Annotated in this window: 24 protein-coding genes; 21 read left to right on the top strand and 3 right to left on the bottom strand. The window is 70.3% G+C overall.

All coding sequences use genetic code 11. The features are described from left to right. Positions 1 to 64 precede the first annotated feature (64 nt). From E7773_RS00945 to E7773_RS00935, 3 genes are read left to right on the top strand one after another with little or no spacing between them, the layout of a single operon-like run. Positions 65 to 1165 carry a phage portal protein gene (locus tag E7773_RS00945; RefSeq protein ID WP_293987025.1) on the top strand — a complete coding sequence of 367 codons (1101 nt, stop codon included), beginning with the start codon at positions 65 to 67 and terminating at the stop codon, positions 1163 to 1165. Then, positions 1162 to 1464: a DUF6127 family protein gene (locus tag E7773_RS00940; RefSeq protein WP_293987023.1), complete on the top strand. Its 303-nt coding sequence runs from the start codon at positions 1162 to 1164 to the stop codon at positions 1462 to 1464. Before E7773_RS00945 ends, E7773_RS00940 begins: the two co-directional genes overlap by 4 nt. Further along, entirely contained in the window at positions 1461 to 1826 is a 366-nt protein-coding gene (locus E7773_RS00935) for an HK97 family phage prohead protease (RefSeq protein ID WP_293987021.1), read from the top strand. Before E7773_RS00940 ends, E7773_RS00935 begins: the two co-directional genes overlap by 4 nt. Here the strand turns inward: E7773_RS00935 and E7773_RS00930 are convergent, their stop codons facing one another. Beyond that, positions 1827 to 2177, bottom strand: coding sequence for an excalibur calcium-binding domain-containing protein (locus E7773_RS00930; protein ID WP_293987019.1), 351 nt, complete (start codon positions 2175 to 2177; stop codon positions 1827 to 1829). It abuts the gene before it with no gap. A 94-nt stretch (positions 2178 to 2271) separates the two neighbouring features. On the opposite strand from E7773_RS00930, the gene E7773_RS00925 reads away from it, so the two are divergent. The 17 genes from E7773_RS00925 to E7773_RS00845 all read left to right on the top strand — a co-directional run bounded on the left by E7773_RS00925 (position 2272) and on the right by E7773_RS00845 (position 17170). Then, the gene (locus E7773_RS00925) at positions 2272 to 3321 is read left to right on the top strand and encodes a phage major capsid protein (RefSeq protein ID WP_293987017.1); all 1050 of its coding nucleotides are present in this window, start codon (positions 2272 to 2274) and stop codon (positions 3319 to 3321) included. A gap of 159 nt (positions 3322 to 3480) precedes the next feature. Beyond that, on the top strand, positions 3481 to 3747 hold the full coding sequence (locus E7773_RS00920; protein ID WP_293987015.1) for a hypothetical protein: 267 nt from the start codon (positions 3481 to 3483) through the stop codon (positions 3745 to 3747). After that, complete coding sequence (locus tag E7773_RS00915; RefSeq protein ID WP_293987013.1) at positions 3747 to 4691, top strand: hypothetical protein; 945 nt, start codon at positions 3747 to 3749, stop codon at positions 4689 to 4691. The genes E7773_RS00920 and E7773_RS00915 overlap by 1 nt, the downstream gene beginning before the upstream one ends. Before the next feature lie 153 nt (positions 4692 to 4844). Further along, positions 4845 to 5408, top strand: coding sequence for a hypothetical protein (locus tag E7773_RS00910; protein WP_293987011.1), 564 nt, complete (start codon positions 4845 to 4847; stop codon positions 5406 to 5408). After that, on the top strand, positions 5405 to 5599 hold the full coding sequence (locus E7773_RS00905; RefSeq protein WP_293987009.1) for a hypothetical protein: 195 nt from the start codon (positions 5405 to 5407) through the stop codon (positions 5597 to 5599). Before E7773_RS00910 ends, E7773_RS00905 begins: the two co-directional genes overlap by 4 nt. Beyond that, positions 5596 to 5985 carry a DUF3168 domain-containing protein gene (locus E7773_RS00900; RefSeq protein WP_293987008.1) on the top strand — a complete coding sequence of 130 codons (390 nt, stop codon included), beginning with the start codon at positions 5596 to 5598 and terminating at the stop codon, positions 5983 to 5985. The genes E7773_RS00905 and E7773_RS00900 overlap by 4 nt, the downstream gene beginning before the upstream one ends. Positions 5986 to 6150: 165 nt before the next feature. Further along, positions 6151 to 6558 (top strand): phage major tail protein, TP901-1 family, encoded by a 408-nt coding sequence (locus E7773_RS00895; protein ID WP_293987007.1) that lies wholly within the window; start codon positions 6151 to 6153, stop codon positions 6556 to 6558. Further along, positions 6555 to 6863, top strand: a complete 309-nt coding sequence (locus tag E7773_RS00890; protein ID WP_293987006.1) for a gene transfer agent family protein — start codon at positions 6555 to 6557, stop codon at positions 6861 to 6863. Before E7773_RS00895 ends, E7773_RS00890 begins: the two co-directional genes overlap by 4 nt. Positions 6864 to 7032: 169 nt before the next feature. Next, positions 7033 to 7170 (top strand): phage tail assembly chaperone, encoded by a 138-nt coding sequence (locus tag E7773_RS00885; RefSeq protein WP_293987155.1) that lies wholly within the window; start codon positions 7033 to 7035, stop codon positions 7168 to 7170. Then, the gene (locus tag E7773_RS00880; protein ID WP_293987004.1) at positions 7163 to 7741 is read left to right on the top strand and encodes a tail tape measure protein; all 579 of its coding nucleotides are present in this window, start codon (positions 7163 to 7165) and stop codon (positions 7739 to 7741) included. Before E7773_RS00885 ends, E7773_RS00880 begins: the two co-directional genes overlap by 8 nt. 139 nt (positions 7742 to 7880) lie before the next feature. Further along, the gene (locus tag E7773_RS00875; RefSeq protein ID WP_293987002.1) at positions 7881 to 10118 is read left to right on the top strand and encodes a DUF2460 domain-containing protein; all 2238 of its coding nucleotides are present in this window, start codon (positions 7881 to 7883) and stop codon (positions 10116 to 10118) included. A gap of 145 nt (positions 10119 to 10263) precedes the next feature. Then, a complete protein-coding gene (locus E7773_RS00870) occupies positions 10264 to 11058 on the top strand; it encodes a DUF2163 domain-containing protein (RefSeq protein WP_293987000.1) in 795 nt (264 codons plus the stop codon). A gap of 185 nt (positions 11059 to 11243) precedes the next feature. Next, positions 11244 to 11570, top strand: coding sequence for a peptidoglycan endopeptidase (locus E7773_RS00865; RefSeq protein WP_293986998.1), 327 nt, complete (start codon positions 11244 to 11246; stop codon positions 11568 to 11570). Next, positions 11571 to 13724: a phage tail protein gene (locus E7773_RS00860; protein WP_293986996.1), complete on the top strand. Its 2154-nt coding sequence runs from the start codon at positions 11571 to 11573 to the stop codon at positions 13722 to 13724. It begins immediately after the preceding gene. Positions 13725 to 13739: 15 nt separating this feature from the next. Beyond that, positions 13740 to 14240: a DUF2793 domain-containing protein gene (locus E7773_RS00855; protein ID WP_293986994.1), complete on the top strand. Its 501-nt coding sequence runs from the start codon at positions 13740 to 13742 to the stop codon at positions 14238 to 14240. Positions 14241 to 14377: 137 nt separating this feature from the next. Continuing rightward, positions 14378 to 15529, top strand: a complete 1152-nt coding sequence (locus E7773_RS00850; RefSeq protein ID WP_293986992.1) for an OmpA family protein — start codon at positions 14378 to 14380, stop codon at positions 15527 to 15529. A 327-nt stretch (positions 15530 to 15856) separates the two neighbouring features. After that, positions 15857 to 17170, top strand: a complete 1314-nt coding sequence (locus E7773_RS00845) for a UDP-glucose/GDP-mannose dehydrogenase family protein (RefSeq protein WP_293986990.1) — start codon at positions 15857 to 15859, stop codon at positions 17168 to 17170. Here the strand turns inward: E7773_RS00845 and E7773_RS00840 are convergent. Together E7773_RS00840 and E7773_RS00835 are read right to left on the bottom strand one after the other, a co-directional pair. Next, positions 17167 to 17703: an AAA family ATPase gene (locus tag E7773_RS00840; RefSeq protein WP_293986988.1), complete on the bottom strand. Its 537-nt coding sequence runs from the start codon at positions 17701 to 17703 to the stop codon at positions 17167 to 17169. The genes E7773_RS00845 and E7773_RS00840 overlap by 4 nt on opposite strands. After that, the gene (locus E7773_RS00835; RefSeq protein WP_293986986.1) at positions 17682 to 18392 is read right to left on the bottom strand and encodes a folate-binding protein; all 711 of its coding nucleotides are present in this window, start codon (positions 18390 to 18392) and stop codon (positions 17682 to 17684) included. The genes E7773_RS00840 and E7773_RS00835 overlap by 22 nt, the downstream gene beginning before the upstream one ends. 182 nt (positions 18393 to 18574) lie before the next feature. Here E7773_RS00835 and pyrC point away from each other — a divergent pair, with 182 nt between their 5' ends. After that, positions 18575 to 19600 carry a dihydroorotase gene (gene pyrC, locus E7773_RS00830; RefSeq protein WP_293986984.1) on the top strand — a complete coding sequence of 342 codons (1026 nt, stop codon included), beginning with the start codon at positions 18575 to 18577 and terminating at the stop codon, positions 19598 to 19600. The last annotated feature ends 75 nt before the right edge of the window (positions 19601 to 19675 follow it).

Genomic DNA, 19675 nt, shown 5'->3' with positions numbered 1-19675 from the left:
CACCACGCCGCTGCGCGCCGCGGTCCCCCTCCCCGTGAACGGGGAGGAATGAGGAAGGACGATCATGAAACTTTTCGGACGAAAATCCACAGCCGCGGAGACGCGACCGCCACTGTCGCGCTACGGCGCCAGCACGATCGTCGGCGACTGGCCGCGCAGCTATGAGGCGCAGGTCCGCGCCGGGTTCGTCGACAACGCCATCGCGCAACGCTCGGTCAAATTGGTCGCGGAAAGCGTGGCGAACGCGCCGCTCACCGCCGCGTCGCCCGAGCTCGCCGCTCTGGTCGGCGCGCGCTCCGCGGGGCAGGCGCTGCTCGAGACCGTCGCCGCGCAATTGCTGCTCCACGGCAACGCCTTCATCCAGATCCTCGACGACGGGCACGGCGGCATCGCCGAACTGTTCGCGCTTCGCCCCGAACGCATCGCAGTCGAGCCCGACCGGGACGGCTGGCCGGCGGCGTATCGCTACCGCGTGGCCGACCGCGTACTGCGCCTGTCGCCCGACGGCCCGCGGCCCGAGGTGATCCACCTGAAAAGCTTCAACCCGGTCGACGATCATCTCGGGCTGGGGTGTCTCGGCGCGGCGTCGGGGGCGATCGCGATCCACAATGCGGCGGCGCAGTGGAACAAGGCGCTGCTCGACAATGCCGCGCGGCCGTCCGGGGCGCTGGTCTACGATCCCGGCGACGGGTCGGCGCTCGCGCCGGCGCAGTTCGATCGGCTGAAACGCGAGCTCGAGGCGAGTTTCGCGGGCGAGCGCAACGCCGGGCGGCCGATGCTGCTCGAAGGCGGGCTCAAGTGGCAGGCGTTGTCGTTGACCCCCGCCGACATGGATTTCGTGTCGCTGAAGGCCGCGGCGGCGCGCGAGATCGCGCTGGCGTTCGGAGTGCCGCCGATGCTGCTCGGGCTGCCAGGCGACAGCACCTACGCCAATTACCGCGAGGCCAACCGCGCGCTGTGGCGGCTCGCCGTACTGCCGCTCGCCGGGACGATCCTGGGCGGGCTGGCGGACGGGCTGAAGGGCTGGTTCCCCGACGCGGCGCTCGCCGTCGATCTCAACGCCGTCCCCGCGCTGAGCGAGGACCGCGCGGCGCTCTGGGCGAGCGTGACCGCGGCGGACTTCCTCGCACCTGAGGAAAAGCGCGCGATGGTGGGGCTGGCATGACCGAAATACTCGCTCAACTCTTCGCACAAGGGCGCGGCGAGGGCGCGGACATCGCTACCTTGCGCGCGATCGCCGAGGAAGCGGGCGAGCTCGGCGCGAGCCGGGCGCTGGCGCGGCTCGGGCTGTCGGACGCGGCGGCGGAGAAGGACATGGCCGAATTGCGCGAGCTGCTCGGCGCGTGGCGCGACGCGAAACGGTCGGTGTGGAAGGCGCTGATCGGCTGGGTCGCGCGGATGCTGCTCGCGCTGGTGCTGGTGGGATTGGCGGTGCGGCTGGGGTTCGCGGGGTATGTGAAGTGACGCGCTTCGCCGGCTACGCTGCGCTGTTCGACCGCGTCGACCGCGGCGGCGACGTGGTGCGGCAGGGGGCGATCCGGTTGCCCGCCGAGGTGCCGTTGTTGTGGCAGCATCGCGGGAGCCCGGTGGGCCGGGTCGAGCGCGTCGAAGAGGATTGCCGCGGCTTGCGCGTGATCGGTGCGATCGACGACCCGCACCTCGCGGCACTGGTCGAAGCGAAAGCGGTCGACGGCCTGTCGTTCGGCTACCGCGTCCGCGCCGCCAATCGGGGCCGTGTGCGCGAGCTGACCGACCTCGACCTGGTCGAAATCAGCCTGGTCACCCGCCCGATGCAACCGCTCGCGCGGGTGCATGCGGTGGCGTGATCAACGGTGCGGCTCGCACGCGATGCCGTCGCCGTCGCCGTCCATCTCCGGACGATAGCCGGGCGACCCGCGATAGATCGGGGCGGCGCCGGCGGCGCGCGCTTCGTTGCAGCCGGCGTAATAGACCGAGGCTTCGGTCGCTTCGATCTGTGCGGAGGACATCGTCGTCGTCCGCCACACGCTCTGCAGTGTGGGCGTCGCAAGGAAGGTGATCGCGCCGACCGTCAGCGCGGCGGCGACGATGTCGACGGCCGACCACGGCTTCGACGGCGCGGACCGCCGGCGCCGGCTCGGCCGGTACGGCCCGCCCTCGCGCTGCGCCCGGCGGAAGTTGGGATAGGGCTCGCCCATCGCGCCATCGTCGCGCGGGAATAGTTAGGATTGGCTGAATCGAGGGCGTCTCCATCCGGAGGCGCCCTTTCTTTTTGCACGAAGGAGAAAGCGAATGATCGAAGTGAAAGCGGACTCGCTCGAGGCGAGTTTCGAGGGCGTCGAGCTGGGCGGGGTCGCGCAGCGCCCGATGCTGAGCGGCGCGGCGCCGTCGGGCGCGGCGTTCGAGGGGTATCTGCGCTCGGGCGCCACGGTCGAGATGAAGTCGTTCAACGGATCCGGCAGCGACACCGGCGGCTATGCGCTGCCCAAGGAAATCGACGCGGTGATCGACGCGACGCTGAAGGCGATCAGCCCGATCCGGAGCGTCGCCAACGTCGTCCAGGTCGGGTCGGCCGGGTATCGCAAGCTGGTCACCACCGGGGGCACGCCGTCGGGCTGGGCGGCGGAGACGGGGAGCCGCACCGAGACCGCGACGCCCACGTTCAACGAAATCGCGCCGCCGATGGGCGAACTCTACGCCAACCCCTCCGCGTCGCAGGCGATGCTCGACGACGCGCAGTTCGACGTCGAGGCGTGGCTCGCCGAGGAAATCGCGACCGAGTTCGCCAAGGCCGAAGGGTCGGCGTTCGTCGGCGGCAACGGGACGAACCGGCCCAAGGGGTTCCTCAGCCAGACGCTCGCGTCGACGGGTGATGCGAGCCGCGCGTTCGGGTCACTGCAATATGTGCCGAGCGGTGCGGCGGGCGATTTCGCGGCGAACCCGCAGGACAAGCTGATCGATCTGGTCCAGACGCTGCGCGCGCCGTACCGCCAGGGCGCGGCGTGGGTGATGAACGCGACCACGCTCGCGCGCATCCGCAAGTTCAAGACGTCGGACGGCGCGTTCCTGTGGACCCCGGGGCTCGCGGTCGGCCAGCCCGATACGCTGCTCGGCTATCCGGTGATCGAGAGCGAGGACATGCCCGACATCGCCGCCAACTCGCTGTCGATCGCGTTCGGCAATTTCAAGGCCGGGTATCTGATCGCCGAACGCGCCGAAACCGCGATCCTGCGCGATCCGTACTCGAACAAGCCATTCGTCAATTTCTACGCGGTGAAGCGCGTCGGCGGGTGCGTGAGCAATTCGGAGGCAATTAAAATTCTGAAATTCGCCGCCAGCTGAGCGCGTAAATCCTCCCCGTTCACGGGGAGGTGGCAGCGCGGGAGCGCTGACGGAGGGGGCGGGCGGCGAGCGGATTACTTGCGGCCCGCCCCCTCCACCACTGCCTTCGGCAGCGGTTCCCCTCCCCGTGAACGGGGAGGATTTCTTCAGGAGCATCACATGTCCGACCCCTTCCAATCCTCGACCGACGCCGTCTCGGCCCCCGCGCGCCGCGCGCTCGCGGTCACTCCGCACGACACCAACCCCCTCACCGACATCCCCAAGGCGCTGTACGTCGGGACCGGCGGCGCGATCACGATGCGCGGGGTCGACGGCACCGCGGATCAGCTGTGGAAGAACGTCGCCGCCGGCGCGATCCTGCCGTTCCGCGCGCAGTACATCCGCGCGACGGGGACGACCGCGGCCGATCTGCTGGCGCTGTACTGATGAACGCGCTGGGGTTCGGCGCCGGGTTTCGGCTCAACCGGCGCGGCAAGGTGCCCCCGGTGTTCGACTTCACCGGCGGCGCGCTGCCGCCGGGGGCAAGCCTGACCCGTGCCTCCGCTGGTACGCGGTGCGATGCGTCGGGCGCGCTGGTGAGCGAGAGCGCCGACGTCGCGCGGTTCGATTACGATCCGCTGAGCCACGCGCTCAAAGGTCTGCTGATCGAGCCGGCGGCGACCAACGCCGCGCTCGCCAGCCAGGACTGGACGCAGCCGAGCTGGACCGCGTCGAACGTCACTCCGGCCGCGACGACGCTGACCGAAAACACCGCATCCGCGGTCCATCGCATGCAATTGCCCAGCGGCAATCGCGTGCTGACGAGCGGCGTGCCCGTCACGATGAGCGCGATCGCCGCCGAGCTGCCCGGATCGGCGAGGCGCTGGTTCGGGATGACGCTGGGGACGATGGGGTTCGCCGCGCAACCCTCGGCGACGTTCGACCTGGCGAGCGGCACGGTGCCGCAAGTCGCCAACGGGAGCGCGGGGTGCGCCGCGGCGCCGGGCGGCTGGCTGTGCTGGCTCTCGGCGGTGCCCAATGCGAGCGTCGCGACCGCGGCCGAACGCTATTTCGTGTCGAACGCGGGCGGGGTGCCGATGCCGAGCTACGCCGGCGACGGCGTGAGCGGGCTGACGGTGAGCGAGGTGCAGTTCGAAGCGGGTGCCGTGCCGACCTCGCGCGTGCGAAGCGGCGCGAGCGCGGGTGCGCGCGCGGCGGACGTGCTGACGCTCGATTGGGGCGCGAAGGGGATACCAGACGGCGCGATCACGGTGCGGTTCAGCTTCGATGACGGCAGCACGCAGGATGTCGCCGCGACGGTCAGCGGCGGGCTGGCGAGCGTGCCGGCTAACCTCATCCGCCCGTGGCTGACCCGGGCGGAGCGAGTCTGAAATCCTCCCCGGAACGGGGAGGTGGCAGGCCCGGACTTGTTCCGGGGCTGACGGAGGGGGCGGGCCACAATCGAATCGCGTGGGGCGAACCCCCTCCACCGGCTTCGCCGGTCCCCCTCCCCGCCAGCGGGAAGGATTGAAAAGGAAACACCCATGACATTCATCACCAACGGCCCGGGCGAGATGTCGCTCGGGACGGCGGACCGCGTCGCGGCGGTGGCCGAGGTCAAGGCGGCGCTGCGCGTGGCGCTGGCTGACGACGACGATCTGATCGCCGCGTTCGCCGAAGCCGCGCTGGGGCTCGCCGAACGCTTCCTCGGGCGCGTGCTGATCGTGCGGCCGGTGGCCGAACGGCTGCCCGCCGCGCGCTGCTGGCAAACGCTCGGCGCCGCGCCGGTGATGGCGATCACCGCGGTGTCGGCGGTCGAGGGGGATACGGTGACGCCGCTCGCGGTCGATGCATATGCGATCGATCTCGACGCCGAGGCGAACGGCTGGATCCGGGTGCCGGCGGGTTCCGGCGTGGTCGAGGTGAGTTACCAGGCCGGCTGGATCGGCACCTGGGCGCTCATCCCCGCGCCGGTGCGGCAGGGGATCGTGCTGCTCGCCGCGCATTTGTACGACCAGCGCGACGCGGCCGAGCCGCCGCCCGCTGCGGTCACCGCGCTGTGGCGACCGTTCCGCGCCACGCGGCTGACGCGCGCGGTGCGGACATGACTGGGCTCGAGGCGCGCGCGCTCGAGATCGCCGAGCGCGCCGAGCAACGCACGCTGACGCGCGTCGCGGCGCAGCTGGCGGCCGAGCTGCCCGATCTGGGCGTCGCGATCGAGGGCGACACCATCGCGATCGTCGGGCACGGCGTGCTCGACGATGCCCGGCTGATCTGGATCGGGAGTTTGCTCAAATGAGCGCGGAAGAGGCGCTGGCGGGCGCGGTGCTCGCGGCGGTCGGCGCGGGGCTGGGCGACAGCGTCAACGACGTGTTCGACGGGCCGGCGGTCAAGGCGACCGCGCCGTGGGTCGAGCTCGGCCCGCTGATCGCCGCCGACTGGAGCACCAAGGACAAGGCGGGGCGCGAGGTGCGGCTGGTGCTGACCGTGCGCGACCGCGCCGACCGCCCGGCGCGCACGCATGTGCTGGCGGCGGGGGTGGGCAGCGCGGTGGAGGGCGTGGCGCGCGACCTGGACGGCTGGCGCATCGCGAGCATCGTGTTCGTCCGCGCCCGCGTGATCGGCGAGCGGCCCGGCGAATGGGCCGCGACGGTCGAGTATCAAGTGCGGATGATAGCGGCGTAGCTCCCTCTCCCCTTGTGGGAGAGGGAAGGGGCCCGCTCGCATAGCGAGTGGGAAGGGTGAGGGGGACATAGTCCGCTCCCACACCGACTCCCCCTCACCCTTCCGGCGCTGCGCGCCTCCCTCCCTCTCCCACAGGGGGAGAGGGATTTTGCGAAAGGACTCTTCATGCCAGCGGAAAAAGGATCGGCCTTTCTGTTGAAGGTCGGCAACGGCGCGTCGCCCGTCGTCTACGCGACCGTCGCGGGGCTGCGCACGACGCAGCTCAGTATCAACGGTGAGCTCGTCGCGATCACCTCCAAGGATTCGGGCGGGTGGCGCGAATTGCTGTCGGGGGCGGGGGTGCGCTCGGTCAGCGTGTCGGGCGCCGGCGTGTTCACCGGGTCGGCGGCGGAGACGCGGATCAAGGGCAATGCGCTGTCCGGGACAATCGACGATTACCGGCTGAGCTTCGAAAGCGGGGATACGATGACCGGCAAGTTCCTCGTCACGCGGCTCGACTATGCCGGGGATTTCAACGGCGAGCGCAGTTACACGCTGAGCCTCGAGAGCTCGGGCGCGGTGGTCTCCGCATGAGCGCTAACCCCGCGCGCGGCGAGGCGAGCATTCGCGTCGGCGGCACCGACCTGGTGCTGCGGCCGAGCTTCGCGGCGCTGGTCGCGGCGGAGCAGGAACTGGGGCCGCTGTTCGCGCTGGTCGAGCGCGCGGCGGACGGCGCGCTGGGGATCGGCGAGCTGGTCGCGCTGTTCTGGCATTGCCTGGCGGTGCGCCCCGAAGGGCTGACCCGCGAGGCGTTCGGCGAGGGGGTCGCGGCGGGGGGACTGGCGAATGCGATGCCCGCTTTGCGGGTGCTGCTCGGGCAGATTCTGGGTGGGCGCTAAATCCTCCCCGCTTGCGGGGAGGGGGACCGGCGAAGCCGGTGGAGGGGCGTCTCCTCCCGATCATCGCTTGCGGCCTGGCCCCTCCACCACCGGCTGCGCCGGCGGTTCCCCTCCCCGTCCCGGGGAGGATTTTGTAAGCAACGCAGCCCGCCTCGCCGGACACGCGGGGATATTATTCGGCTGGGCGCCCGACATCTTCTGGGCGGCGACGCCGGCGGAGCTCGGCGCGCTCGTCGCCGCGGTCGCGGGCGAGCAACCCGCGCCGGTCGATCTCGCAGCATTGATGGAGGCTTTTCCCGATGGATGAGGAAATCGAGCGGCTGGTGATCGGCGTGCGCGCCGACACCGCGGGGTTCGCGCGCGACGTCGCGGCGATGCGCGGCGAGCTCGACGGGCCGCTGGCCGCGGGCGCCGACCGTGCGGGGCGGGCGATCGAGGGCGCGCTGCTCAAGGCGGTGCGCACCGGCAAGTTCGGGTTCGAGGATTTGAAGAAGACGATCCTGTCGGTGCTCAACTCGATCGCCGCCGCCGTAGTGCATGATGCGATGGGCGGCGGCGACGGATCGGGTGGCGGCGGGAGCGGCGGTGGCGCCGGCGGGGGCGGGCTGCTGTCGCTGGTGCTGGGGCTGTTCGGGTCGCCCGGCCGCGCGACCGGCGGGCCGGTGTCGCCGGGGCGGCCCTATTGGGTCGGCGAGCGCGGGCCCGAGTTGTTCGTGCCAACCGCGAGCGGGCGAGTCGAGCCGTCCGGTGGCGGTAGCGCGCGCGAGGTGCGCGTCGCGATCACCGTCAACGCCGCGGCGGGGGCGGCCCCCGAAACGCTCGCGCGCTCAAGCCGCCAAGTGGCGCGCGCGGTCAAGGCGGCGCTGGAGGCATCATAAATCCTCCCCGTTCACGGGGGAGGTGGCGCGAAGCGCCGGAGGGGGTGGGCCGCGAGTCGGTCGCTTGAGGCCCGCCCCTCCACCCCCGCCTTCGGCGGCGGTCCCCTCCCCGTGAATGGGGAGGATTTTGGAGATACACATGCCCTATTGGCTCGCCACGACACGCACGGTGCAGACCGAAGGCGTGATCTCGCGCTTCGACCCGGTCTATTGGACGGTCGATTTCCCGCGGCCGATGATGGCGGCGGTGACCACGCCCGCGCCCGATGCGGTGCGCGTCGATGCGGTGTTCTATCGCAGCGACGACCTCGCCGGGCTGATCTGGCACGCCGAGGACAGCTACGACCATCCGCTGCTGCGCTACGCCACCGCGCGCGATTTCCGGGCGTGCCGGCTGAGTTTCCGCTGGCGCTCGTCGGGGGTGACGCCGCTCGACGCGGTCAACGGCCCGACGCTGACGATCGAGGGGCGCGACGCGGTCGGAACCCCGCGCACCTGGTACGTGCGGCTGTGGAATTATGCGAGCGGCGATCCGGAGGATGCGGCGGTCGCGCTCGACTTCGCCGCGCTCGACGGCGGGTTCGTGTTGCCGGACGAGGCCGATCCGGTGTGGGCTGGGGATGTGGACCGGCTGTTCGTGTCGCTCACCGCGCCGGGGTACACCGGGAGCGCCGGGGATCTCGACGCGCCGGCGGAGGGCTGGGTCGAGCTGAGCGGGATGACGTGCGACGACTCGGGGTCGGTGCTCGCGATCGGCGACGTCGTGGTGCCCGAGCACGACCTGTGCATCGCGACGGCGTATGACGATTGCTACAATCTGACGCCCGCGCGGGTGCTGCGCAACGCGCTCCAGCTCGGCTATCGCGGCGCGATCAACCACTATGTCGGCATGAGCCATTACTTTCGGCTCGAGGCCAATTCGGGCGGGTTCTACGCGAGCCTCGCGGGTGGGGCGATCAACGTCGCCGCCGCCGCGTGGCACGCCGATTTCGCCGAGCGCGCTAAGGTGCTGGGTTACGATCTGATCTGGTCGCTGAGCTACGAATTGCTCGACCAGCATTGCTGGGGCGACTGGAAACAGCGCGCCTCAGGTGGGTCGCCCGCTGAAACCGGGTACGACCCGCCCTCGACGCTGCTGTCGCCGGCGCATGATGGCGCGATGGAGTATCTTCACCAGGTCGCGGCAGCGTTCATGACGATTGCCGAAGGTGCCGATCTGGTTAAGCGCTTTCAGGTCGGCGAACCGTGGTGGTGGATCGATAGCGACGGGCAACCGTATATCTACGATGCCGCCGCCGTCGCCAGTTTCGCGCCCGTCGCGGTGCCGAGCGTGCGCGGGAGCTTGAGCTCCGCACAGAAAGCGACGCTCGACGCGGCGGGCGCGAGCCTGGCGGCCTCGACCGCGGCTTTAGTCGCCGCGAGCGGGTGCCGGATCAGCCATATGCTCGCGTACCTCCCCGGGGTGCTCGACCCCCAAGCACCCGAGGTGCGGCGGATGAACCTGCCGCTCGGCTGGGCGGGGGCCTTCGACGTGCTCCAGCTCGAGGATTACGAATGGGTGACGGGCGGCGCGACGCGGCTGTCGGCGGACGCGCGCGCCGAGGCGGGGACGCGGCTCGGTTATGCGCTGGCCGACCAGCATTATTTCGCGGGGTTCGCCGCAGTGCCCGGCGACTGGGCGCGGATCGTCGCGGCGGCGGAAGGCTCGGCTGCCGCGCGCACCTTCATCTGGGCGCTGCCGCAAGTGATGCGCGATGGCTTGGTCTATTTCGAAACGCAGGAGGATGAGGTGGACGCGTTCGACGACGTGCTGTTCCCGCTCGCGCTGGGCCGTGAGGCCGAGGTGTCGCCGGGGTTCTCGACCGCGATCGCGACGAGCGCGGGCGGGTACGAGGCGCGCACCGCGAGCTGGGCAGCGGCGCGGACGAACTACGACGTCGGGCCGGGGGTGCGCTCCGAAGCCGACATCGCCGAGCTGCTCGGCTTCTTCCGCGCACGAATGGGGCCGGCGCGCGGGTTTCGGCTGCGCGATCCGTTCGATTCGATCGGGACCGACGAAGCGATCGGGACGGGCGACGGTGTCGCGACGCGGTTCGCGCTGGTGCGGCACTATGGCGATAGCGTCCGCCGCATCACGCGCCCGGTGGTGGGGAGCGTTTCGGTCGCGGTCGCGGGCGTTGCGACCGCGGCGTTTTCGCTCGCCGCGGGCGGTTGGGTTGAACTCGACACCGCCCCCGCAAGCGGCGCGGCGGTGACCGCGAGCTTCACCTACGACGTTCCCGTGCGCTTCGCCGAGGACAAGCTCAGCGTATCGCTCTCGACCTTCCTCGCCGGCGCCGCGCCGAGCGTGCCGCTGGTCGAGGTGCGCGAGGCGTAAAAAATCTCCCCGGGACGGGGAGGGGGACCGCCGGCGCAGCTGGTAGTGGAGGGGGTTCGCCTCCACGGCATCGCTTGCGGCCCCCCCCCTCCGTCAGCCTCCGGCTGCCACCTCCCCGTGAAACGGGGAGGATCAGGAGACTTCCATGGACACCCTCTCCACCCTCGCGCTGACGTGGCGGATCGAGCGGCGCGACGGGGTCGCGGCCGGGCTGACGAGCCATGACCGCGACCTCGCGATCGACGGCTTCACCTATCGCGCGGCGCCGGGAATGACGCCGTCGGCGATCCGGCGCTCGGCCGATCTCGATGCCGATACGATGGACGTGAGCGGAGCGCTCGGCGGCGCGGCGATTGCGGAGGCCGACTTGCTCGCGGGCCGCTGGGACGGCGCGCGCGTCGTGGTGCGCGCGGTCGATTGGGACACGGGAGCGGTGATCGCCGAGCTGGGCGAGGGGCGGATCGGGCAGGTCGAGCTGCGCGACGGCGCGTTCACCGCCGAGCTCGCCGGGATCGCCGCGCTGCTCGACCGCCCGGTGTGCGAAGCGACCTCGCCCGAATGCCGCGCCGAGCTCGGCGATGCGCGCTGCCGCGTGGCGATGGCGGGGCGGCGGCGGTTCGCGCGGGTGGTGGCGGGCGACGATACGCTGGTGACGGTCGATGCCGACGAGCCGCTCGCCAACGCCTACGGCAACGGCCTGCTGCGCTGGATCGGCGGGGGCAATTCGGGGCTGGAGAGCGCGGTCGCCGCGTCGGATGGCGCGACGCTGACGCTCCGCGCGCCGCCGCGGTTCGATCCGGTCGGCGCGCTCGTCGAGCTGATCGAGGGCTGCGACAAGAGAATCTCGACCTGCCAGGCGCGTTTCGCCAACGCCGCCAATTTTCGCGGCGAGCCGTATTTGCCGGGGATCGACCTGCTGACGCGGTATCCGGGGGCGTGAGGGATTCGTTTGACGCGCTCACGCGCGTAGGCGGTACCGGCCCGCTCCCCCACCCGACCGCCCAATCAGTTTATTCTATGGGCGGTCGGGTGGGGGAGCGGGCCGGTGCGGTTCAGCGATCGTCAGATCGCCCGGAAACTACCCCCTCATCCCGCGCGCTCGCGCGGGCGCGCGAGGTGGTGGGGGTGCGGTTTCGGCTGCACGGGCGCGACCTCGCAGGGATGGATTGCGTCGGGCTAGTGGCGTGGGCGTGGGAAGCGGCGGTGCCGACCGGCTATGCGCTGCGCTCCGCCCCGCGCGCGCGGATCGAGGAGGCGCTGGCCGCGTCGGGCTTCGTCCCCGGCGATACACCGGGCGCGATCGTCCTCGCCGCGCCCGGGCCGGGGCAGCTGCACCTCGGCATTTCGACCGGCACTGGGCTGATCCACGCCGACGCGACGCTGCGCCGCGTAGCCGAGCGGCCGGGGGTGCTGCCGTGGCCGGTACTGGGCGCGTGGATTCGGGAGGATTGAATGGCGACACTGGTGCTGATCGCGGCGGGGTCGCTCATCGGCGGGCAGGGGGGCGCGGCGATCGGCGCGCTGATCGGCCAGCGAATCGATGCCGAACTGTTCAAGCCCAAGGGGCGCGAGGGCCCGCGGCTCACCGACCTCAAGCTTCAGACCTCGAGCTACGGCAGCCAGACGCCCAAGGTGTTCGGGACGATGCGGATCGCGGGCAACGTGATCTGGTCGACCGACCTGATCGAGAGCCGCACCACCACGCATCACAAGGGTCAGCCGTCGACCACGACCTACAGCTATGCCGCGTCGTTCGCGGTGCTGCTGTCGGGGCGCGCGATCCAGGGGGTCGGGCGGATCTGGGCCGACGGCAATCTGCTGCGCGGGAGCGCGGGGGACTTCAAGACGCAGACCGGGTTCCGGCTCCATCTCGGCGACGAGGACCAGGCGCCCGACCCGCTGATCGCCTCGATCGAGGGCGCGGGACTGGCGCCGGCGCATCGCGGGTGCGGCTATGCAGTGTTCGAGAACCTGCAGCTCGGCGATTTCGGCAACCGCATCCCGTCGTTGACCTTCGAGCTCATTGCTGACGAGGGGCCGATCGGGGTGGGCGCGATCGCCGCCGAGGTCGCCGGCGGGGCGATCGCCGATGCGGGGGTGACGACGAGCCTGGACGGCTTCTCGGCATACGGCGCGTCGGTGCGCGAAGTTGCCGGGTTGCTCGCGACGGCGAGCGGGGCGCGGTTCGTCGCGACGGACGAGGCGCTGGCGATGACCGATGCCGCGAGTCCCGTCGTGACGGTCGCCGACGACGGGTTCGCGGGCGCGGGTGACAAGACCGGGGTGCGGCGCACGCTGACGCCGATCGAGCGCGCGCCCAGGACGCTGAGCCTTGCCTATTACGACGCCGCGCGCGATTATCAGACCGGGGTGCAGAACGCGCGGCGGCCGGGCGCGGGGAGCCGTGACGAGCGCGTCGATATGCCCGCGGTGCTGAGTGCCACAGCGGCCAAGGCGCTGGCCGAGACCTTGCTCCATCGCGCCGAGACCGAGCGCGAGCAGCGCACCGTCGCCTTGTCCGCCGACGCCGCGGGGATCGCGCCGGGGACGTTGCTCGCCGTTACCGGCGAGAGCGGTCGGTGGCGCGTGACCAAGGCGGCGCTCGAGGCGATGGTGACGACCTTGACCTGCGCGCGGGTCGCGCCGCCCGCGCCGCTGGCGAGCGCCTCGCCGGGCCGCGCGTTGCCCGCGCCCGATCTGGTTGCGGGGACGACGATCCTGCACGTCGCCGAGCTTCCGGCGCTAGGCGATTCGCCCCTCACGAGCCCGCGCCTCTCAGTCATGGCCACCGGGACCGAAATGGGGTGGCGGCGCGCGAGCCTGCTCTACAGCCTCGACGGCGGGGTCAGCTGGCGCAACGGCGGGGCGAGCGCGGCGCCCGCCATTATCGGCACGGTCGCGGTCGCGCCGGATGCCGCGCCCGCGACGCTGATCGATCGCGCGAATACGATCGAGGTCGAGCTGGCGCGCGCCGACATAGTGCTGGCCGATGCCGACGACGCGGCGCTCGACCATGGCGCCAACCTCGCACTGGTCGGCGACGAATTGCTCCAGTTCGGGCGCGCGCAACAAATCGATGAGACGCGCTGGCGACTGTCGGTGCTGTGGCGCGGGCGGCGCGGGACCGAAGCCGCGATCGGCACGCAGGCAGCGGGCGACCGATTCGTCGTGCTGGCCGCCGACAGCGTCGCCACAATCGACCTGCCGGTGTCGGCGATCGGGTCGACCGTCAGCGTGCTGGCGAGCGGGATCGGCGATTCGGCCGGCCCGGTCGCGGCCGACTGCGCGATCCTTGGCGCGTCGGTCCGGCCACCGAGTCCCGCACAGCTGCGCCTCACGACGATTGACGGGACGCCGACGCTGGCTTGGGAGCGCCGCAGCCGCGCGGGGTTCCGCTGGATCGACGGCGGCGATGTCCCGCTGGTCGAGGAAAGCGAGGCTTATCGCGTGACGATCGCGCCGCTTTTGGGATCTACGCGCGACATTGTGCTGGCCGACCGCGCTTGCCCACTGACGCTCGACGAGACGGTGGGCGGCACGACGATTGCGGTTCGCCAGGTCGGCACGCTCGGCGAGTCGCTCCCGGAAAGCATCACCCTCCCCTGACCGAAGGCAACTCCCATGACCGAAACCACCGATCGCTTTGCCCTCCCTCTGCTCCAGCCCGGCCAGGCGCAGAAGGAGATGTTCCATAACGACGCGCTCGCGGCGCTCGACCTGCTCGTCCAGCCCACGGTCGAGACGATCGGGCTTGAGACCCCGCCGACCGCGCCCGAATCGGGGCAATGCTGGATCGTCGGCGATTCGCCGGTCGGCGCGTGGGCGGGCAAGGCTGGGCAGCTTGCGGGCTGGTCGGCGGCGGGGTGGCGCTTCGCCGTCCCGCGCGAAGGCACGGCTGCGTGGGTAATCGCCGACGCGCTGACCGCGCGCTATCGCGACGGCGGCTGGACGCTGGGTGAAGAAACCGCGGCGCACCTGGCCATCGGCGGCGATGCGGTGGTCGGCGCTCGGCAGGCGGCGATCGCCGCTCCGTCCGGTGGCGCGACCGTCGATGCCGAATCGCGCACCGCGATCGCCGCAATGCTCGGCGCCTTGCGCGCGCACGGGTTGATCGCGAGCTGATCGAAGAACTGGCGGAAATCGGGCAAAAAGTGTTGCGCCACGGCCACAGCAGGCCTGCTTTGTTTCGCTTGCGTGGAAACCAACCATTGAGTAGTGAGTTTGCGCTGTCCGTAGTGACAATTCGAAAGGGGATATAGATGCGCAAGCTAGCCATTGCCGTGGCGCTCGCTTCAACCGCACTTGCGACGCCTGCGCTGGCGCGCGACAAGGCGTGGTATGTTGGCGTCGAAGGCGGCGCGATGATCGTCGAAGACATTCACTTCGACATCACCACCGGCGCCAATAAGGTTAAGGACGCCGCTCAGGTCGACCATGACTACGGGTACGATGTCGGCGGCAACGTCGGATACGATTTCGGCATGTTCCGGGTCGAAGCCGAAGTCGCTTACAAGAGCGCCAACGTCGACAACTGGCGCTCGACGCTCGGTACGCCGGCGTTCAACGCCGCGGGTGGCGCGGTGACCACGGTCCCCGGCAGCTACAATTACGCCGGTGGCACCACCTCGGCGCTGTCGTTCATGGTCAACGGCATGCTCGACTTCGGCGACGATGACGGCATCCAGGGCTTCGTCGGCGGCGGTGTCGGCGTTGCTCGTATCAAGGCCGGCAAGTACGCGCTCAACACCTATGGCTCGTTCCTCGACGATTCGGACACCGTGTTCGCCTGGCAGGCAATCGCCGGCATCCGCGCGCCGATCACCGACCATATCGACGCGTCGCTGAAGTATCGCTTCTTCAACGCCGAGAACGTCAAGCTGGTCGACGTCGCCGGCCGCACGCTGGACGGCCGCTTCCGGTCGCACAGCCTGCTCGGTGGCTTCACCTACAACTTCGGTGCGCCCCCGGCGCCCGTGATCGTGGCACCGCCGCCGGCTCCGGTGGTTGTGCCGGAAGCACCCCCGCCCGCTCCGCCGGCCCCCGTGGTCGTGCCGTGCTCGCCCGGGCCGTTCATCGTGTTCTTCGATTGGGACAAGTCGGACATCACGCCGGAAGCGGCGTCGATCCTCGACAACGCGATCGGTCAGTACGCGAACTGCGGCGGTGCGCGCGTCATGCTGGCGGGCTTCACCGACACCTCGGGGTCGGTCAAGTACAACATCGGTCTGGCGCAGCGTCGTGCCGACGCGGTGAAGGCGTACATGGTCGCGCACGCGGTCCCCGATGGCGTGATCACCGAACAGGCGTTCGGCGAGGATCCGGCACACCTCCGTGTCCAGACCGCCGACGGCGTTCGCGAAGTCCAGAACCGTCGCGTGGAAATCAACTACGGCCCGGGCTCGGGTTCGTAAGTCGAATTCCAGACGAACGAATTGGGGGTCCGGGAAAACCGGGCCCCTTTTTCATTGTGCGACAGGAAAATAGCCGTACTATTTTCCGCCCCCGCCCGGTCGCGCAACCGGCCGGCGAGCGCGAAACATCTCGGCCGACGAGCCTGTCCTGAGCGCCTGCCTTGCAGGCAGTCGAAGGGCGGCTTCCCGCGGCGCCTCTGGGCGGCTTTGCAGCGACACTCCCCGCCGCGCCGGGCTGGCAAAATCCCGCACTTGCGATAAAGCGCGCGCGACACGATCTGGCGCTTACGCCGGACCCACGCTTTCCCCGCACTTTCGAGGACACACATGAAAATCACGATGATCGGATCGGGCTATGTCGGCCTGGTGTCGGGCGCCTGCTTTTCCGATTTCGGGCACGACGTGGTGTGCGTCGACAAGGACGAGAGCAAGATCGCCGCGCTCCACGCCGGGCGCATGCCGATCTACGAGCCGGGACTCGAGCAACTCGTGGCGTCGAACGTCGCCGCCGGGCGGCTGACCTTCACCACCGATCTCGCCGGCGCGGTCGCGGGGGCGGACGCGATCTTCATCGCCGTGGGCACGCCGTCGCGGCGCGGCGACGGGCATGCCGACCTGACCTATGTATTCGAGGCGACCAGGGAGATCGCCGCAGCGGTGACCGGCCCGACCGTGGTCGTCACCAAGTCGACCGTCCCCGTCGGAACCGGCGACCGCGTCGAGGAAATCCTGCGCGAGGAACGCCCCGACGTGGAGATCGCTGTGGTTTCCAACCCCGAATTCCTGCGCGAAGGCGCGGCGATCGGTGATTTCAAGCGCCCCGACCGGATCGTCATCGGGACGGAAGATGCCAATGACGGCGCGCGGGCGCAGCAGGTCATGCGCGACGTCTATCGCCCGCTCTACCTCAACGAATCGCCGATCCTGTTCGTCGGGCGGCGCACGTCGGAGCTGATCAAATACGCCGCCAACGCCTTCCTCGCGACCAAGATCACCTTCATCAACGAGATTGCGGACCTGTGCGAAGCGGTCGGCGCGAACGTCCAGGACGTGTCGCGCGGGATCGGGCTCGACAACCGCATCGGAGCCAAGTTCCTCCACGCCGGGCCGGGCTATGGCGGATCGTGCTTTCCCAAGGACACGCTCGCGCTGCTCAAGACCGCGGAGGATTTCGAAAGCCCGGTGCGGATCGTCGAGGCGGTGGTGTCGGTCAACGACACCCGCAAGCGCGCGATGGGCCGCAAGATCATCAAGGCGCTCAACGAGGACGTGAAGGGCAAGACCGTCGCGATCCTGGGCCTGACCTTCAAGCCCAATACCGACGACATGCGCGATGCCCCGAGCCTCGCGATCGTTCAAAGCCTGCTCGACGGCGGCGCGAGCGTGCGCGGGTACGATCCGGAAGGGATGGACGCGGCCAAGGCGATGATGCCCGACATCACCTATTGCAGCAGCCCCTACGAAGCGGCGACCGGCGCCGACGCGGTCGCGATCGTGACCGAATGGGACATCTTCCGCGCGCTCGACCTCAAGCGATTGGCCGGGGTGATGGTGGCGCCGGTAATGATCGATTTGCGCAACGTGTACCGCCCGGGCGATGTCGAAAAGGCCGGGTTCGCCTATTCCAGCGTGGGGCGCTAGGTGAGGTTCGCCAGCGTGAAGTCGGCGCGCGCGGCGACCGAGTCGCGCGGGAGCATGACCGCGTCGTAGCTGGCCGCGCGATACGCGGCCTCGACGCGGCCATAGTCCGACAGCGCCTTTTCCAGGCTGTGCCGGCGGTCGTGGTCGGTCTCGTAGATGTCGGGCCAGGGCGGCGCGAGGAACAGTTTGTCGTAGCGGTAGCGCGCGACGAGCGCCGCGCCCGATTCGTCGGTCGTCGCTTCGAGCGCGACCACGGCGTCGACCACGCCGCGGTCGAAGAAGGTCAGCCCGCGCGCCTTCTCATAGTCCGCGACCGCCATCGCGACCGCGCACACCGCAAAGCCCGCGGGGTCGTCCCACGGCAGCGCGCCGCTCTTGCCAGCGCGAACATCGGCGATGATCCGCCGCCCGGGCTCGCGCACCACCGCGTGGCCGCGCCGCGCCAGCTCCTCGATCAGCGTCGACTTGCCGCCGCCGGAACATCCCGAAATCATCACGAAGCGGTCGCCGCTCACAGCGCGGCGGCCAGCCATTCCGGCACCAGCGCGTCGCCCAGTGCCTCGACGCGGCGAAGCTCGACCATCACGCCGAGCTCCGGATACACCGCGCGCGTGCGGTCGCCGGCGGGCGTAATCGGCGCGACGACCAGCCGTCGATTGACCTTGGCGCGATAATGCATCCGCGCGGTATTCTCCTGTCCGACGTAACAGCCCTTGGAAAAGCTCACGCCGTTCAGTTCGGCGGCATTGGCCTCGAGCCACAAGGTCTTGTCCTGCCCCAGCTCGGCGATGCCCTCGGCCACGCCGAGCGACAGGCGATGCGCCAGCCAGCCGGTCGCGGGCTCGCCCGGCATCCCCAGCCAGCGCTTGCCGAGCGCGGGCAAACGCGGATCGGGCATGCCCAGGTCGCTATCCTTCGCCCAATGCACCGCGCCCGCGACGCGCTCGATCGTGATCGGACGGCGCAGACGGTACATCGTCAGCCGCCGCGCGAGCGCCCCCGCCTCGGCCGCTTCGCAATCGATCAGCACCGCGTCACCATCGGCCCAGAGCAGGAAATCGAACAGCGCCTTGCCCTGCGGGGTGAGGAGGCCGGCCCACGCAGGCGCGGAGGCATCGAGCGCGGCCACGTCCTGCGTCACCAGCCCCTGCAGGAACCCGCGCACATCGTCCCCCGCGACCCGGATCAGCGCGCGGTCGGTGAGGGTGGTGCCGGTGGTCATGCGGTCAAGCTAGGGGCGCGTATGGGGGGCCGCAATGGGCGCCTTCCACCAAGCCGTCATGCCGGACTTGATCCGGCATCCATCGAGCCGCGGGCGGAGCGCCGATGGATGGATGGGCCCCGGATCAAGTCCGGGGTGACGGAGATGTGGTGATTTGGCGTAACGGGCTTTATCGCACTCGCATGACCGACCGCCTGACGATCCGCCGCCCCGACGACTGGCACGTCCATTTGCGCGACGGGGAGATGCTCGCGGCGGTGGCGCCTTACACCGCGCGGCAATTCGCGCGCGCGATCGTCATGCCCAACCTCACCCCGCCCGTGACGAGCGTCGCGGCGGCCGACGCGTATCGCGGCCGCATCCTCGCCGCGCTCCCCGCCGGCAGCGATTTCACCCCGCTGATGACCTGCTACCTCACCGACACCGCCGACGCCGAAGAGATCGCGCGCGGCCACGCGGCGGGGGTGTTCACTGCGTGCAAACTCTACCCCGCGCGCGCCACGACCAATTCGGCGCACGGCGTCACCGACATTTTCGCGCTCGCCCCCGTGCTCGAGGCGATGCAGGCCGCGGGGATGCCGCTCCTCATCCACGGCGAGGTGACCGACCGCGACGTCGATATCTTCGACCGCGAGGCCGTGTTCATCGACCGCGTCCTGACACGGCTGGTGCGCGACTTCCCCGCGCTCAAGGTCGTGCTCGAACATATCACGACGGCGGACGCGGTCGATTTCGTCCGCGACGCCGGGCCCAACGTCGCCGCGACGATCACCCCGCAGCACATCATCCTCAACCGCAACGCCTTGTTCGACGGCGGCCTGCGCCCGCATGCCTACTGCCTGCCGGTGGTCAAGCGCGAGGCGCACCGGCTGGCGGTGCGCGCGGCGGCGGTGTCGGGGTCGGCGAAGTTCTTTCTCGGCACCGACAGCGCGCCGCACCACCTCGCCGCGAAAGAGGCCGATTGCGGCTGCGCGGGAATATTCAATGCGCCGTTCGCACTGGAAAGCTATCTCGGCGTGTTCGAGGAAGAGGGAGCGCTCGACAAGTTCGAGGGGTTCGCGAGCGAGCATGGGGCGCGCTTCTATGGGCTGCCGCTCAATGAGGGGACGGTGACGCTCGAGCGGGTGGAGACGCGCGTGCCCGAGCGGGTGGCGGGACTGGTGCCGTTTCAGGCGGGGGAAGTGTTGGGGTGGCGCGTCGCGGACTAGGCCCGACGAGGCAAAGCCGCGTCGTCGGCCGGAGCTACGCTCCGCCGGCTGGCCCGATGCGAGTCCTGCCGCAGC

The sequence above is a fragment of the Sphingomonas sp. genome (genome assembly GCF_004799495.1).
Classification (GTDB): Bacteria; Pseudomonadota; Alphaproteobacteria; order Sphingomonadales; family Sphingomonadaceae; genus Sphingomonas.
Note: the sequence above shows the minus strand (reverse complement) of the source record. Positions and strands in the feature narration are given on the sequence as shown.